This is a genomic window from Massilia sp. WG5, from assembly GCF_001412595.2.
GTDB lineage: Bacteria > Pseudomonadota > Gammaproteobacteria > Burkholderiales > Burkholderiaceae_D > Telluria.
Map to the genome: position 1 here is coordinate 5,910,843 of NZ_CP012640.2, position 13,193 is coordinate 5,924,035.

Here is a 13,193-nt window from a genome sequence, read left to right on the forward strand (position 1 = left end):
ACCGCCTAAAGTGGCTCCACGCAGACCCACACAGACCCGTACAGGAGACAGCAACATGAAGACCTACCAAATCGCAACCATCCCCGGCGACGGCATCGGCAAGGAAGTCGTGCCGGCAGGCCGCGAAGTCCTGGAAGCGCTGGCCGCAAGCAGCAGCAAGTTCAAATTCGCCTTCGAAGACTTCGACTGGGGCGGCGATTACTACCGCAAGCATGGCGTGATGATGCCGGCCGATGGCCTGGACGCCTTGCGCGACAAGGATGCCATCCTGTTCGGCTCGGCCGGCGATCCGGACATCGCCGACCACATCACCCTGTGGGGCCTGCGCCTGAAGATCTGCCAGGGCTTCGACCAGTACGCCAACGTGCGTCCGACCCGCATCCTGCCGGGCATCGACGGCCCGCTGAAGCGCTGCGCGCCGGAAGACCTGAACTGGGTCATCGTCCGCGAAAACTCGGAAGGCGAGTACTCGGGCGTGGGCGGCCGCGTGCACCAGGGCCACCCGATCGAAGCCGCCACCGACGTCAGCATGATGACCCGCGTCGGCGTCGAGCGCATCCTGCGCTTTGCCTTCAGGCTGGCCCAGTCCCGTCCGCGCAAGCAGCTGACCGTGATCACCAAGTCCAACGCCCAGCGCCATGCGATGGTGATGTGGGATGAGATCGCGGTCCAGGTGTCGAAAGAATTCCCGGATGTGAAATGGGACAAGGAACTGGTCGACGCCGCCACCGCGCGCATGGTCAACCGCCCGGCCACCCTGGACACCATCGTCGCCACCAACCTGCACGCCGACATCCTGTCCGACCTGGCCGCGGCGCTGGCCGGCAGCCTGGGCATCGCCCCGACCGGCAACATCGATCCGGAGCGCCGCTACCCGTCGATGTTCGAGCCGATCCACGGTTCGGCCTTCGACATCATGGGCAAGGGCCTGGCCAATCCGGTCGGCACCTTCTGGTCGGTCGTGATGCTGCTCGAGCACCTGGGCGAACATGAGGCCGCCCGCCAGCTGATGCAGGCGATCGAAACCGTGACCGCGACGCCGTCGCTGCACACCCGCGACCTGGGCGGGCTTGCCAATACCGCGGACGTCACCAGGGCCGTGTGCGACATCCTCAACGGCAGCCAGGAGCGCGCGGCGGCCTGAGCATCGGAAGCATCCCTGTCCCCGACCGGCCGTGAAGAGCCGGGGGACGCAAAACAAATCACATAAAGGAGACCGGCATCATGTCCAGAAGTTTCTTTGGAAAGCTATACGTCCAGGTTCTGATCGGCGTCGTCGCAGGCGGCCTGCTCGGCTACCTGTATCCCAAATTCGGTACCGACCTGAAGCCGCTGGGTGACCTGTTCATCCGGCTGATCAAGATGGTGTTCGCACCGGTGATTTTCGCGATGGTGGTGCTCGGCATCGCCAAGATGGAAAGCCTGAAGGAACTGGGGCGCGTCGGCGTACGCGCCCTGATCTATTTCGAGCTCATGTCGACCTTCGCGCTGCTGCTCGGCCTGATCGTGGTGAACGTGGCCCAGCCTGGCGTCGGCATGAACGTCGATCCGGCCCACCTCGACACCAAGAGCATCAGTAACTACACCGCGGCCGCCGCGAAATCGACCGGCTTCGTCGACTTCCTGCTGAACATGGTCCCGACCAGCGCGATCGACGCCCTGGCCAAGAACGACATCCTGCAGATCCTGGTGTTCGGCACCATGTTCGGCATCGCGCTCTCGCGCATGGGTCGCCATGCCAAGCCGGTGGTCGACATGCTCGAAGCCTTCAATACCGGCATGTTCATGGTGCTCGGCATGGTCATGCGGATCGCTCCGCTCGCCGCGTTCGGCGCCATCGCCTTCACGGTCGGAAAATATGGCCTGGCTTCGCTGCTGTCGCTCGGCCAGTTGATGGGTTCCATGTACCTGACCTGCGTCGCCTTCGTGTTCATCGTGCTCGGCGCGGTTGCCCGGATCTGCGGCTTCAGCATCTGGAAATTCCTGAAGTTCATCCGCGAAGAGATCTTCACGGTGCTCGGCACCAGCTCCTCCGAGTCGGTCGTCCCGCAGCTGATGAAGAAGCTGGAGTACCTGGGCGTGTCGAAGCCGGTGGTGGGCCTGGTGGTGCCGTCCGGCGTCACCTTCAACCCCGACGGCCAGTGCATCTACTACACCATGGCCGCGATCTTCATCGCCCAGGCCACCAACACCCCGCTGTCGCTGATGGACCAGCTGGTCGTGATGGGCGTGCTGATGATCACCTCGAAGGGTTCGGCCGGCGTGACCGGTTCCGGCTTCATCACCCTGGCGGCCACGCTGGCCTCGATGGGCAAGATCCCGGTCTCGGGCATGGTGCTGCTGCTGGGCGTGGACCGCTTCATGTCCGAGGCGCGCGCCATCACCAACACCATCGGCAACGGCGTCGGCACCGTGGTCGTGGCGCGCTGGGTCGGCGCGGTCGACAAGAACCGCATGAACCGCATCCTGGACGGCGAAGTGCCGGCCCCGGAACAGGAGGCCCTGATCGTCCCGCACGAGCACGAGCACGAGCTGCGCGGGGATGTCGCCGTCGGCCTGGCGAAGACCCGCAACGTGTCGGCCTGAGGATAGTCCGACATGGAAAACAGGGAACTGCTGGAAGCGATGTTCCGGGCCGCCATCGCGGCGGCCCAGCCGGACAAATGCATTCCGCCCCATCTGCCGGCCCCGCCGCGCGGGCGCCTGCTGGTGATCGGCGCCGGCAAGGCATCGGCGGCGATGGCCCGTGCGGTCGAGCGCAGCTACCCGGGCAAGCTGGAAGGCCTGGTCGTCACGCGCTACGGCTATGCGGTGCCGTGCGAACGCATCGAGATCGTCGAGGCGGCGCACCCGGTGCCCGATGCCGCCGGCGAACGGGCGGCGCAGCGCATGCTCGACCTGGTCGGCGGCTTGACCCCGGACGACACGGTGCTGTGCCTGGTCTCGGGCGGCGGCTCCTCGCTGCTGCCGCTGCCGCTGCCGGGCATCACGCTCGAAGACAAGCAGCTCGTGAACCGCGCGCTGCTCGCCTCGGGCGCCAGTATCGGCGAGATGAACTGCGTGCGGCGCCACCTCTCCGCCATCAAGGGCGGCAGGCTGGCCGCCGCCTGCCACCCGGCGCAGGTCGTGACCCTGCTGATCTCGGATGTGCCGGGCGACGAGCCCTTCGACATCGCGTCCGGTCCGACGGTGGCCGACCCCAGCACCTGCCTCGATGCCCTCGACATCGTGCGCCGCTACCGGATCGCCCTACCGGCCAGGGTGCGCGACGTGCTGGAAAGCGGCGCCGGGGAATCGGTCAAGCCGGGCGACCCGCGCCTGGCCGGCCACCAGGTACGCTTCGTCGCCACTCCGCAGATGGCGCTGGAAGCGGCCGCGCGCGTGGCCGAGGAAGCCGGCGTCGCCGTGCACATCCTCGGCGACAGTCTGGAAGGCGAGGCGCGCGACGCCGGCAAGCTGATGGCCGGCATGGCGCTGCAGGTGGCGCGGCGCGGACAGCCGTTCAAGGCGCCCTGCATCCTGCTGTCCGGCGGCGAGACCACGGTGACGGTGCGCGGCGATGGCCGCGGCGGACGCAATGTGGAATTCCTGCTGTCGGCGGCGATCGCCCTGCGCGGCGAGCCCGGCGTCCACGGCCTGGCCGGCGACACCGACGGCGTCGACGGGCAGGAAGAAATCGCCGGCGCGTATTTTTCGCCGGATACCCTCGGGCGGGCCTTCGACAAGGAGATCCGGCCCATGCAGAGCCTGGACCGCAACGACGGCCACGGCTTTTTCCAGGCGCTCGGCGATTCCATCGTCACCGGTCCCACGCTCACCAATGTGAACGACTTCCGCGCCATCCTGATCGACACTCCCCACGGGAGCACATGACATGCATCGACATCGCAAGGCGAAAATCGTCGCCACCCTGGGGCCGGCCAGCACGGACGCGGCCACCATCGAATCCCTGTTCCGCGCCGGCGCCGACGTGTTCCGGCTGAACTTCAGCCACGGCAGCCATGAGGACCACAAGGCGCGCCTCGACACGCTGCGCGCGCTCGAACAGTCGCTGGGCCGCCCGGTCGGCGTCCTGATCGATCTGCAGGGACCGAAGCTGCGGATCGGCACCTTCGCCGAAGGCCGGGTCAGCCTGGATGCCGGGGCGCCATTCCGGCTCGACCTGAACGCCGGCCAGCCGGGCGACCGGTCGCGCGTCGCGCTGCCGCATCCCGAGATCTTCGCGGCGCTGGAGCAGGGCACGACGCTGCTCCTCGACGACGGGCGCATCGCGCTGAAGGTCGAGAAATTCAACGCCGAGTCGGCGGACACCACGGTCGTGAACGGCGGCGTGCTGTCCGACCGCAAGGGCGTCAATGTCCCGGGCGTGGTGCTGCCGCTGTCGGCGCTGACGGAAAAGGACCGCAAGGACCTGGCGTTCGGCCTGAGTCTGGGTATCGACTGGATCGCGCTGTCTTTCGTGCAGCGGGCCGAGGACATCCGCGAGATCAAGGAAATCGTGCAGGGGCGTGCCAAGATCGTCGCCAAGCTGGAAAAGCCGGCTGCCATCCACGACCTGGAAGCGATCGTCGAGGAAGCCGACGCCATCATGGTGGCGCGCGGCGACCTCGGCGTCGAAATGCCGGCCGAGCAGGTGCCGGCGATCCAGAAGCGCATCGTGCGCGTCTGCCGCCGCCTCGGCAAGCCGGTCATCGTCGCCACGCAGATGCTGGAATCGATGGTGACGGCGCCGGTGCCGACCCGCGCCGAAGCCTCGGACGTCGCCACCGCCATCTACGACGGCGTGGATGCGGTGATGCTGTCGGCCGAATCGGCCTCGGGCAAGTACCCGGTCGAGGCGGTCATCATGATGAACAACATCATCGTCCAGACCGAGTCCGATCCCGTCTACCGCGAGACCGTCGCCGCCGGCCAGAGCCCGGCGCAGGCCGAGATCGCGGACGCGATCGGCCTGGCGACGCGCAATGTCGCCGAGCTGCTCGAGGTGGCGGCCACCGTCGCCTACACCAGCTCCGGCCACTCGGCCCTGCGGCTGGCGCGCGAACGGCCGCAGGCGCCCATCATCGGCATGACGCCGAAGCTCGCCACCGCGCGCGCGATGGCGCTGGTGTGGGGCGTGCATGCGGTGCTGACCCACGACGTCGCCGACGTCTCCGAGATGACCGACTTCGCCTGCGCCACGGCGCGCCGCGAGGGACTGGCGCGGGCGGGGCAGAGCATCGTCATCGCCGCCGGCATGCCTTTCGGCGCGTCGGGCACGACGAATCTCCTGCGGATTGCGCGGCTGGACTGATCAGACCTGGACCTGGATATCGCCGAAAAAGCCCAGCTGCAGGCTGCTGGCGATGCGGTTCGCCACCAGGATCGCCGGCGCGGCGCCTTCCAGCCCGAACACCTCGATCGCGGTCATCCTGAACAGGGTGAGCCAGTGGACGAAGTGTTCCCGCCCGATGCCGCTCAAGGCCATGTGCTTGCCGAAGACATTGCCCTGGAACTCCCCGGTATCCAGCAGGACCTTGGTCCAGAACGCATACATGCGCGGCATGTGCTCGTGCCAGTGGCCGGCCAGCCGCTCTTCGAACACGGGACCCAGCACGGCATCCTCTCGGACCCGGGCATAGAAGGTATCGACCAGCTGGACGATGGCCGACGGCGTGATGGCAGTGGATTGCGTCATTGCGTCATACGAGGTTCTGCGGCGCCCCGGCGGCCCAGCCGTCGATGTTCTCGACCAGCATGTCGGCCAGCGTCTGCATCGCGCCGCCGCTGGCCCAGGCCACGTGCGGCGTCAGCACGAAATTCGGCAGATTCAGATTCAGGAGCGGATTGTCGGGCGCCGGCGGCTCCTTGCTCAGCACGTCGAAGCCGGCGCCGGCGATCACGCCCTTCGTCAGCGCGTCGGCCAGCGCCGCTTCGTCGACCAGGCCGCCGCGCGCGGTGTTGATCAGGATCGCGTTCTTCTTCATCGACGCCAGTTCGGCGGCGCCGATCATGTGGCGGGTCTGGGCGCTCAGCGGCAGGTGCAGGGTGATCACGTCGGACGTCGCCAGCAGCTCGGGCAGCGGCAGTTGCACGACGTCGGCGTCCGGCAGCGGCGAGCGCGAGGCGACCGCGATCTCCATCCCGAAGGCGCGTCCGATCTGCGCCACGCGCCGGCCCAGCGCGCCGTAGCCGACGATGCCGAGGCGGCTGCCGGCCAGGTCGGCGATCGGGTGGTCGAGCAGGCAGAAGCGGGTCGACTGCTCCCAGCGTCCGGCGGCGACATCTTGCGCATAGGCCATCAGGTTGCGGCGCACCGCCAGCATCAGCGCGAAGCAGTGCTCCGGCACCGACACCACCGAATAATTCCGGATATTGCAGACCGCGATGCCGCGCTCGCGGCAGGTGGCGAGGTCGACGTTGTCGGTGCCGGTCGCGGCCACGGCCACCAGCTTCAGGTCCGGCAATTGCGCGATCTCGGCCGCGCGCAGCGGCACCTTGTTGGTGATCGCAACCGTCGCGCCGCGCAGGCGCTCGACGACCTCGTGCGGCGCCGTGGCCGGATAATCCTGCCAGGTGTGCTCGAAGGCGGGCGGACGGATGTTGGCGATCAGGCTATCGCGGTCGAGAAAGACAATCTTGTGCATGGCGGTCGAAAGAACAGACAGAGGACCACCATTGTATCGGCGGATCGAGAAACCGTCGCGAGCGGCCGCAGTTTCGTCTGAGAAGCGCAGCCGTACTTACGGTACGGCGAGCATCGCAGGACGAAAATGCAACGCGCAGCAGGTTACTCGACCGCCCACTACATAAAAAAAGACAGGCCGGAGCCTGTCTTTCGAGATGGTGGGGCTTGAGCCGCTGGGCTTAGTGTGCTGCTGCCGCGTCGGCCTTCTGGTCTGCGTGAGCGGCGGCCTTGTCGGCGGCTGCATCCGCTTTGGCCTTTGCGGCCTTCTTGTGTGCTTTTGCCTTGGTCTTGGCGGCGTCGGCCTTGGCGACCGCGACGTCCGAATTGGCTTCGGCTGCTTTCTTCTCTACTTTGGCATCGGCCTTGGCGGCGGTCTTGGCTTCCTTGGCTTCGGCCTTGGTGACGTCCTTGTCGGCTTTGACATCGGCTTTGGCGGCATGGCTCGTCGGCGCGGTGGCCGGCGTGGCGGTCGACTGGGCGGCGAATGCGGAAGTGGCGAACAGACCGGCGATCAGGGTGGCGACGATTTTGCTCATGGCGATGTTTCCTTCAGGTCGTTGTTGAAATGGTGGGGTGGTCCCGGTGCTACTGGTCCTTCAACGCCGCCACCCGACGGCCAGTTGACGCGCCTTTACATTTATTTACAATTAGATTTCACTTCTGAAATTTTGCTCCCGCCAGCTGCGCGATTGCCGCCAGCGTGGTCTGGGCGGCGTTCAGGCCCAGCAGGTAGTCCTTGTCGCTGAAGGTCGACACCAGGTCGGTCGGCTGGTGCCAGTGCGGGTTCCAGCCGGCGCCGATCTGCTGGCCGCGCTCGTTCTCGCGCAGCGAAATCGCGGGCACCAGGTCCATGAACGGGGTCGAGTCCGTGTTGGTCATGTGCGGGCCGACCGAGGCCGGGTAATCGGAAGCGTATTTGTCGTTGGCCGCGCGGAAGGCCCAGGCCAGCTTCTGGGCGCCCTCGGCCTGGCGCGAATTCGCCTGGAACTCGATGTTGACGTCGGCCTCGCGGCGCTGTTCGGGCGGCGGCGCCGTTACCGTCTTGCCGTTCGCATCGAGGTGCGCGACCGGCATGCCGTGGTCGAACATCATCATGTCGTGCTGGACCATGCCCAGCCAGCGCGGCTCCGGATAGCGGCCCGACCCCTTCGGCGACTCGATCCCCTGCAGGCCGTTGCGCTGGGCGACATAGGCTGCGGCGCCGTTCAGGCCGGTCTCTTCGTTGTTCCACAGCGCGAAGCGGATGCTGCGCTCGGTCCTCACGCCGGGCGCGTTCAGGATCCGCGCCAGTTCCATCACCAGCGCGGTGCCGGAGGCGTCGTCATTGGCCGCCTCGCCGTAGCCCATGCCATCCATGTGGGCGGACAAGATGTACATCTCGTCGGGATGGCTGCTCCCGACCTTGGTGCAATAGACCTCTTCGCGCGGGCCGCCTTTCGGATCCGGCTGTTCGGCATTCAGGCGCCGCAGGCGCTCGTCGGGCTGGGCCAGCGGGTCCTCGTTGACGCTGGTGGGCGCGCGGGTGCCGAACAGGGTGCTGCCGCCCTGGCCGGACGGACCGCCGCGGCCGCCGCCGGTGCCGGCCGGCCGGGGAGCGCCTTTCGGCCGCGGGGCCGGCGGCGCGTAGTCGTAGCGAATCCGTTCGGTGGCGCAGCCGAAGGATTTGAGCTGGGCCTCGATCCAGTCGATCGCCTTGCGGTTGCGTTCGGTGCCCTGGCGGCGGTCGCCGAAGCGGGCCAGGCCGCGGATGGTCTCCTTGTAGCGCTCGAGGTCGAGCTGGCCGACCAGGCTGGCGACCGGATCGCCGGCGGCTGCCGGCTGCGCCGTCGCCGCGGTCTGCGCTGCGGTTTGCGCCGAGGCGGGCAGGGCCAGCGCCAGGGACAGGAAGAGGGAAGCGGGGATGAGCACGGCGGACGGTTTCACGAGACCTCTCTGATGGGACGGGCAAAAACCCAACTATATGCCAGGCGCACGATTGATGCCTGTTTGACATTGGAAATTATTCCAAGGATACTCATTCAGCATTTCTATTCGCCAATAAATTCGCCAATAAATTACCAATAAGCCAGAGACCGTGAAGACCACTACCACCATCCTTTCCGCGGCCGTGCTGGCTGCCCTGACCGCCGCGGCCAACGCCGCCCAGCCGGTCAAGCCCGCCGTGCCCGCAACCCAGGCCGTGCAGATCGAGCCCTCCCACCTGTCGCATGACGTGAAGGTGCTCGCTTCCGACGAGTTCGAAGGCCGCGGCCCGAACACGCCGGGCGAGGCCAAGACCGTGGCCTACCTGATCAACCAGTTCGAAGCGGCCGGCCTGAAGCCGGGCGGCGACCTGGTCGACGGCAAGCGCGGCTGGACCCAGGACGTGCCGCTGGGCCGCTTCGAGATCAAGGGCCCGGTCGAGGTGTCGGTGAAGGGCGGCGGCAAGGAGGAAACGCTGACGCAGGGCGAGCAGATCGCCGTGCGCGCGGCGATGACCGGCGCGAAGGGCGTGGAATTCAGGGATGCGCCGCTGGTCTTCGTCGGCTATGGCGTCACCGCGCCGGAGCGCAAATGGGACGACTTCAAGGGCCAGGACCTGAAGGGCAAGCTGGCCGTGGTCCTGATCAACGACCCGGACTTCGAGACCGGCAAAGGCGAGTTCGGCGGCAAGGCCATGACCTATTATGGCCGCTGGACCTATAAGTTCGAGGAACTGGCCCGCCGCGGCGCACTCGGCACCCTGATCGTGCACGAGAGCGCGCCGGCTTCCTACGGCTGGGCGACCGTGAAGAATTCCAACACCAACGTCATGTACGACGTGGTGCGCAAGAACCCGCTCGAAGCCCATGCGCCGGTCGAGGCCTGGATCCAGCGCGATATCGCCGTCGACCTGTTCAAACGCGCCGGCCTGGATTTCGACAAGCTGAAGAAATCGGCGCAATCGCGCAACTTCAAGCCGGTCGAGCTGACCGGTGTCTCGATGTCCGGTAAATATGCCGTCGACGCCCAGGTGATCACCTCGAAGAACGTGATCGCCGTGCGCGAGGGCAGCCGGCATCCGGACCAGTACGTGGTCTACAGCGGCCACTGGGATCATCTCGGCATCGGCCTGCCGGATGCCAAGGGCGACAAGATCTATAACGGCGCGGTCGACAACGCGACCGGCATCGCGGCCCTGCTGGAGCTGGCGCGCGTCTACGCGGCCGCGCCGGCGCCGCAACGGAGCGTGGTGTTCCTGGCCGTGACCGCCGAGGAAAAGGGCCTGCTGGGCTCGGAATACTATGCAGGCAACCCGGTCTATCCGCTGGCGAAGACGGTCGGCGTGATCAACATGGACGCCCTCGACCCGCACGGCAAGGCGAAGGACTTCACGATCTCCGGCAGCGCCAGGCTGGAATTGCTGGACCGCCTGGTCAGCAAGGCCAGGATGGCAAAGCTGAGCTATTCGCCGGATCCGAAGCCGGAAGCGGGCCACTTCTTCCGTTCCGACCATTTCTCCTTCGCCAAGCGCGGCGTGCCGGCGATTTCCTTCGGTTCGGGCGAGCACTGGGAGCAGGGCGGCATCGCTGTGGGCAAGCAGGAAGCCGAGCGCTACGTCAAGGAAAACTACCACCAGCCATCCGACGAATGGCGTCCGGAGTGGACCTTCGAGGGCATGGCGCGCGACCTCGGAATCCTGTACGCGGTCGGCCGCGAGCTGGCGGATTCGAATGCCTGGCCGAACTGGTCCAGGGATTCGGAGTTCCGCGCGGCACGCGACCAGAGCGCTGCCGAGCGAAAGTAAGCCGAAAACAAGCGTTATCTGCCGTACAGTCGCGTCCGCGCTGGCGCGGTACATTGGCAACATTGCTGCTGATGTACAGGTGATGCCATGCCGGACGCACTCAAGGAATACAAGGCCAAGCGGAATTTTTCGATCACGTCGGAACCCGCGGAAGGGGGCGACGCCAGCAAGGGCGCGCTCACCTTCGTGATCCAGAAACACTGGGCGACCAGGCTGCACTACGATTTCCGTCTCGAAATCGACGGCACCATGAAGAGCTGGGCGGTGCCGAAAGGCCCCAGCTTCGACAACCATGACAAGCGCATGGCCGTGCACGTCGAGGACCATCCGATCTCCTACTCCGACTTCGAAGGCACGATCCCGCCGCACCAGTACGGCGCGGGCAAGGTCATCGTCTGGGACAAGGGGACCTGGGAGCCGGTCGGCGACCCGGCCAAGGGCTATGCCAAGGGCGAGATCAAGTTCGAGATCCACGGCCACAAGATGCACGGACGCTGGGTGCTGGTGCGCCTGCGCCAGCGCGCCGAGGACCGCCAGGAGCACTGGCTGCTGATCAAGGAAAACGACGAGTACGCGCGCCCGGCCTCGGAATTCTCGGTCATCGACGAGATGCCGGACAGCGTCAAGGATTTGCCGATGCCGGGCGCGCCCGAAGACCGGGAGGCGGCGCGGGCCAAGTTGGCCGAGCTGAAGGCGGAGGCCAGGCCGGCGAAGAAGCCGGCCGCCAAGGCGGCAACGAAGACGGCAGCGAAGCCGGCCAGACGCGGCGCCATGCCCGAGGGCGCCGTCAAGGCCGAGCTGCCAGAGACCCTCAACGCCGAACTGGCGACCCTGGTCGACGGCCCGCCGGAACGTCCGGAAGAATGGATCTTCGAGATCAAGTTCGATGGCTACCGCATGCTGACCCGCGTCGCCGACAAGGGCAAGGACATCCGCCTGATCACCCGCAACGGCAACGACTGGACCGACAAACTGCGCCCGCTGCAGCAGGAAATCAAGCGCATGAAGCTGCCGGATGGCTGGTACGACGGCGAGATCGTGGTCCACGACGAGAACGGCAAGCCGAACTTCAACCTGCTGCAGCTGGCCTTCGACGGTTCCAACCGCGCCCAGATCGTCTACTTCATCTTCGACATGCCTTACTTCAAAGGTCATGACCTGCGGGACGTGCGGCTCGACCAGCGGCGCCCGCTGCTGCAGGAAGTGCTGGCCGCAAAGCCGTCCGACACCGTGCGCTTCTCGGCCGAATTCGGCACCGACCCGAGCCAGCTGGTGGTGGCGGCCTGCCAGATCGGCCTCGAAGGCGTGATCGGCAAGCGCCGCGACTCGCGCTACGTGACGCGCCGCTCGCCGGAATGGATCAAGCTGAAGTGCGGGATGCGCCAGGAATTCGTGATCGGCGGGTATACCGATCCGCACGGCGCGCGCACCGGCATCGGCTCGCTGCTGCTCGGCTACTACGATGAGAAGGGCGTGCTGCGCTACGCCGGCAACTGCGGCAGCGGCTTCAACGGCGCGTCGCTGCGCCACATGCGCGAGACGCTGGAAGCCATCGAGAGCGACGAGAACCCGTTCCCGGCGCGCGCCGTGCCCGGTCGCGGCAACCACTGGGTCAAGCCGACCCTGGTGGCCGAGGTCAGCTTCTCGGAATGGACCGCGACCGATTCGATCCGCCACCCCGTGTTCCAGGGCCTGCGCAAGGACAAGCCGGCCAGGAGCGTGGTGCGCGAGCAGGCCAAGCACGTTCAGGAGAATGGGCAGGAGCGCGCAAGCATGAAGAGCGAGGAACAGGCTGCGAAGGCGACGCCGGCGCCGCGCAAGCGCGCCGGCACCAAGGCCGCGAAGGCGGAGCCGGCATCGGGCGGCAGCGGATTGCCCGCGACTTTCAAAGTCACGCACGGCGAGCGCGTGATGGACAAGGAAAGCGGCGTCACCAAGCTCGAACTGGTCGAATACTATGCGCTGGTCGGCGAACTGATGATGGCGCACCTGAAAGGCCGCCCGGTGTCGCTGGTGCGCGCGCCCGAGGGCGTCGGCGGCGAGCTGTTCTTCCAGAAGCACGTCGCCGACATACGCAAGATGCCGGGCGTCGGCCAGCTCGACCAGGCCCTCGATCCGGACCACCCGCGCATGACCCGCATCGACAGCGTCGAAGGCCTCCTGTCCTGCGCCCAGTGGAACGTGGTCGAGATCCACAGCCAGAACGCGGTCGAGAAGCGCTACGAGACCCCCGACCGCTTCGTGTTCGACCTCGACCCGGGCGAGGGAATCTCGTTCGCGATGGTGCAGGAAGCGGCCCAGGTGGTGCGCGCCTTCCTGCAGGAGCTGGGCCTGAACCCCTTCCTGAAGACCAGCGGCGGCAAGGGCCTGCATATCGTCGTGCCGATCAAGCCCAAGCTCGACTGGGATACGGTGAAGGACTTCTCGCACGCCATCGTGACCCATCTGGCCAAGACCCTGCCGGACCGCTTCTCGGACAAGAGCGGCGCCAAGAACCGGGTCGGCCGCATCTTCATCGACTACCTGCGCAACGGCCGCGGCGCCACCACGGTCACGGCCTGGTCGGCGCGTACGCGGCCGGGGCTGGGGATTTCGGTGCCGGTGCGCTGGGAGGAGCTGGCGGACCTGAGTTCCGGCGCGCACTGGACGGTGCGGACGGTGGGGGAGCGGCTGGCGATCGGGAATACGCCGTGGGAGGACTATGCGGACAGCGCGACCACGCTGAGCAAGGCGATGAAGGCGCTGGGATTCAAACGGTGA

10 protein-coding genes are annotated in these 13,193 nt (G+C 66.8%); 6 read left to right on the top strand and 4 right to left on the bottom strand.

Annotation, left to right across the window (positions count from 1 at the left end):
- Window positions 1-55: 55 nt before the first annotated feature.
- The 4 genes from AM586_RS26410 (at window position 56) to pyk (ending at window position 5,293) form a co-directional block, all read left to right on the top strand.
- The gene (locus tag AM586_RS26410; RefSeq protein WP_047822730.1) at window positions 56-1,144 is read left to right on the top strand and encodes a tartrate dehydrogenase; all 1,089 of its coding nucleotides are present in this window, start codon (window positions 56-58) and stop codon (window positions 1,142-1,144) included.
- A gap of 80 nt (window positions 1,145-1,224) precedes the next feature.
- On the top strand, window positions 1,225-2,586 hold the full coding sequence (locus AM586_RS26415; protein ID WP_047822731.1) for a dicarboxylate/amino acid:cation symporter: 1,362 nt from the start codon (window positions 1,225-1,227) through the stop codon (window positions 2,584-2,586).
- A gap of 12 nt (window positions 2,587-2,598) precedes the next feature.
- Window positions 2,599-3,873 (top strand): glycerate kinase, encoded by a 1,275-nt coding sequence (locus tag AM586_RS26420; RefSeq protein ID WP_047822733.1) that lies wholly within the window; start codon window positions 2,599-2,601, stop codon window positions 3,871-3,873.
- Between the two features lies 1 nt (window position 3,874).
- Complete coding sequence (gene pyk / locus AM586_RS26425; protein ID WP_047822735.1) at window positions 3,875-5,293, top strand: pyruvate kinase; 1,419 nt, start codon at window positions 3,875-3,877, stop codon at window positions 5,291-5,293.
- On the opposite strand, the gene AM586_RS26430 is transcribed toward pyk, so the two are convergent.
- The 4 genes from AM586_RS26430 to AM586_RS26445 all read right to left on the bottom strand — a co-directional run bounded on the left by AM586_RS26430 (window position 5,294) and on the right by AM586_RS26445 (window position 8,590).
- Window positions 5,294-5,677: a group III truncated hemoglobin gene (locus tag AM586_RS26430; protein ID WP_047822736.1), complete on the bottom strand. Its 384-nt coding sequence runs from the start codon at window positions 5,675-5,677 to the stop codon at window positions 5,294-5,296.
- Window positions 5,678-5,681: 4 nt separating this feature from the next.
- Window positions 5,682-6,626 carry a D-2-hydroxyacid dehydrogenase gene (locus AM586_RS26435; RefSeq protein ID WP_047822738.1) on the bottom strand — a complete coding sequence of 315 codons (945 nt, stop codon included), beginning with the start codon at window positions 6,624-6,626 and terminating at the stop codon, window positions 5,682-5,684.
- A gap of 220 nt (window positions 6,627-6,846) precedes the next feature.
- Window positions 6,847-7,203, bottom strand: coding sequence for a hypothetical protein (locus AM586_RS26440; RefSeq protein ID WP_047822740.1), 357 nt, complete (start codon window positions 7,201-7,203; stop codon window positions 6,847-6,849).
- 118 nt (window positions 7,204-7,321) lie between these two features.
- Window positions 7,322-8,590, bottom strand: a complete 1,269-nt coding sequence (locus AM586_RS26445) for a M20/M25/M40 family metallo-hydrolase (RefSeq protein WP_229411052.1) — start codon at window positions 8,588-8,590, stop codon at window positions 7,322-7,324.
- A 151-nt stretch (window positions 8,591-8,741) separates the two neighbouring features.
- Between AM586_RS26445 and AM586_RS26450 the strand changes: the two genes are divergently transcribed.
- Window positions 8,742-10,433 carry a M28 family metallopeptidase gene (locus tag AM586_RS26450; protein WP_307162978.1) on the top strand — a complete coding sequence of 564 codons (1,692 nt, stop codon included), beginning with the start codon at window positions 8,742-8,744 and terminating at the stop codon, window positions 10,431-10,433.
- Window positions 10,434-10,520: 87 nt separating this feature from the next.
- The gene (gene ligD / locus AM586_RS26455; protein WP_047822742.1) at window positions 10,521-13,193 is read left to right on the top strand and encodes a DNA ligase D; all 2,673 of its coding nucleotides are present in this window, start codon (window positions 10,521-10,523) and stop codon (window positions 13,191-13,193) included.

Coding starts and splice junctions, on each gene's coding strand:
- AM586_RS26410 (WP_047822730.1), top strand. CDS start 56: ATGAAGACCTACCAAATCGCAACCATCCCCGGCGACGGCATCGGCAAG.
- AM586_RS26415 (WP_047822731.1), top strand. CDS start 1,225: ATGTCCAGAAGTTTCTTTGGAAAGCTATACGTCCAGGTTCTGATCGGC.
- AM586_RS26420 (WP_047822733.1), top strand. CDS start 2,599: ATGGAAAACAGGGAACTGCTGGAAGCGATGTTCCGGGCCGCCATCGCG.
- pyk (WP_047822735.1), top strand. CDS start 3,875: ATGCATCGACATCGCAAGGCGAAAATCGTCGCCACCCTGGGGCCGGCC.
- AM586_RS26430 (WP_047822736.1), bottom strand. CDS start 5,677: ATGACGCAATCCACTGCCATCACGCCGTCGGCCATCGTCCAGCTGGTC.
- AM586_RS26435 (WP_047822738.1), bottom strand. CDS start 6,626: ATGCACAAGATTGTCTTTCTCGACCGCGATAGCCTGATCGCCAACATC.
- AM586_RS26440 (WP_047822740.1), bottom strand. CDS start 7,203: ATGAGCAAAATCGTCGCCACCCTGATCGCCGGTCTGTTCGCCACTTCC.
- ligD (WP_047822742.1), top strand. CDS start 10,521: ATGCCGGACGCACTCAAGGAATACAAGGCCAAGCGGAATTTTTCGATC.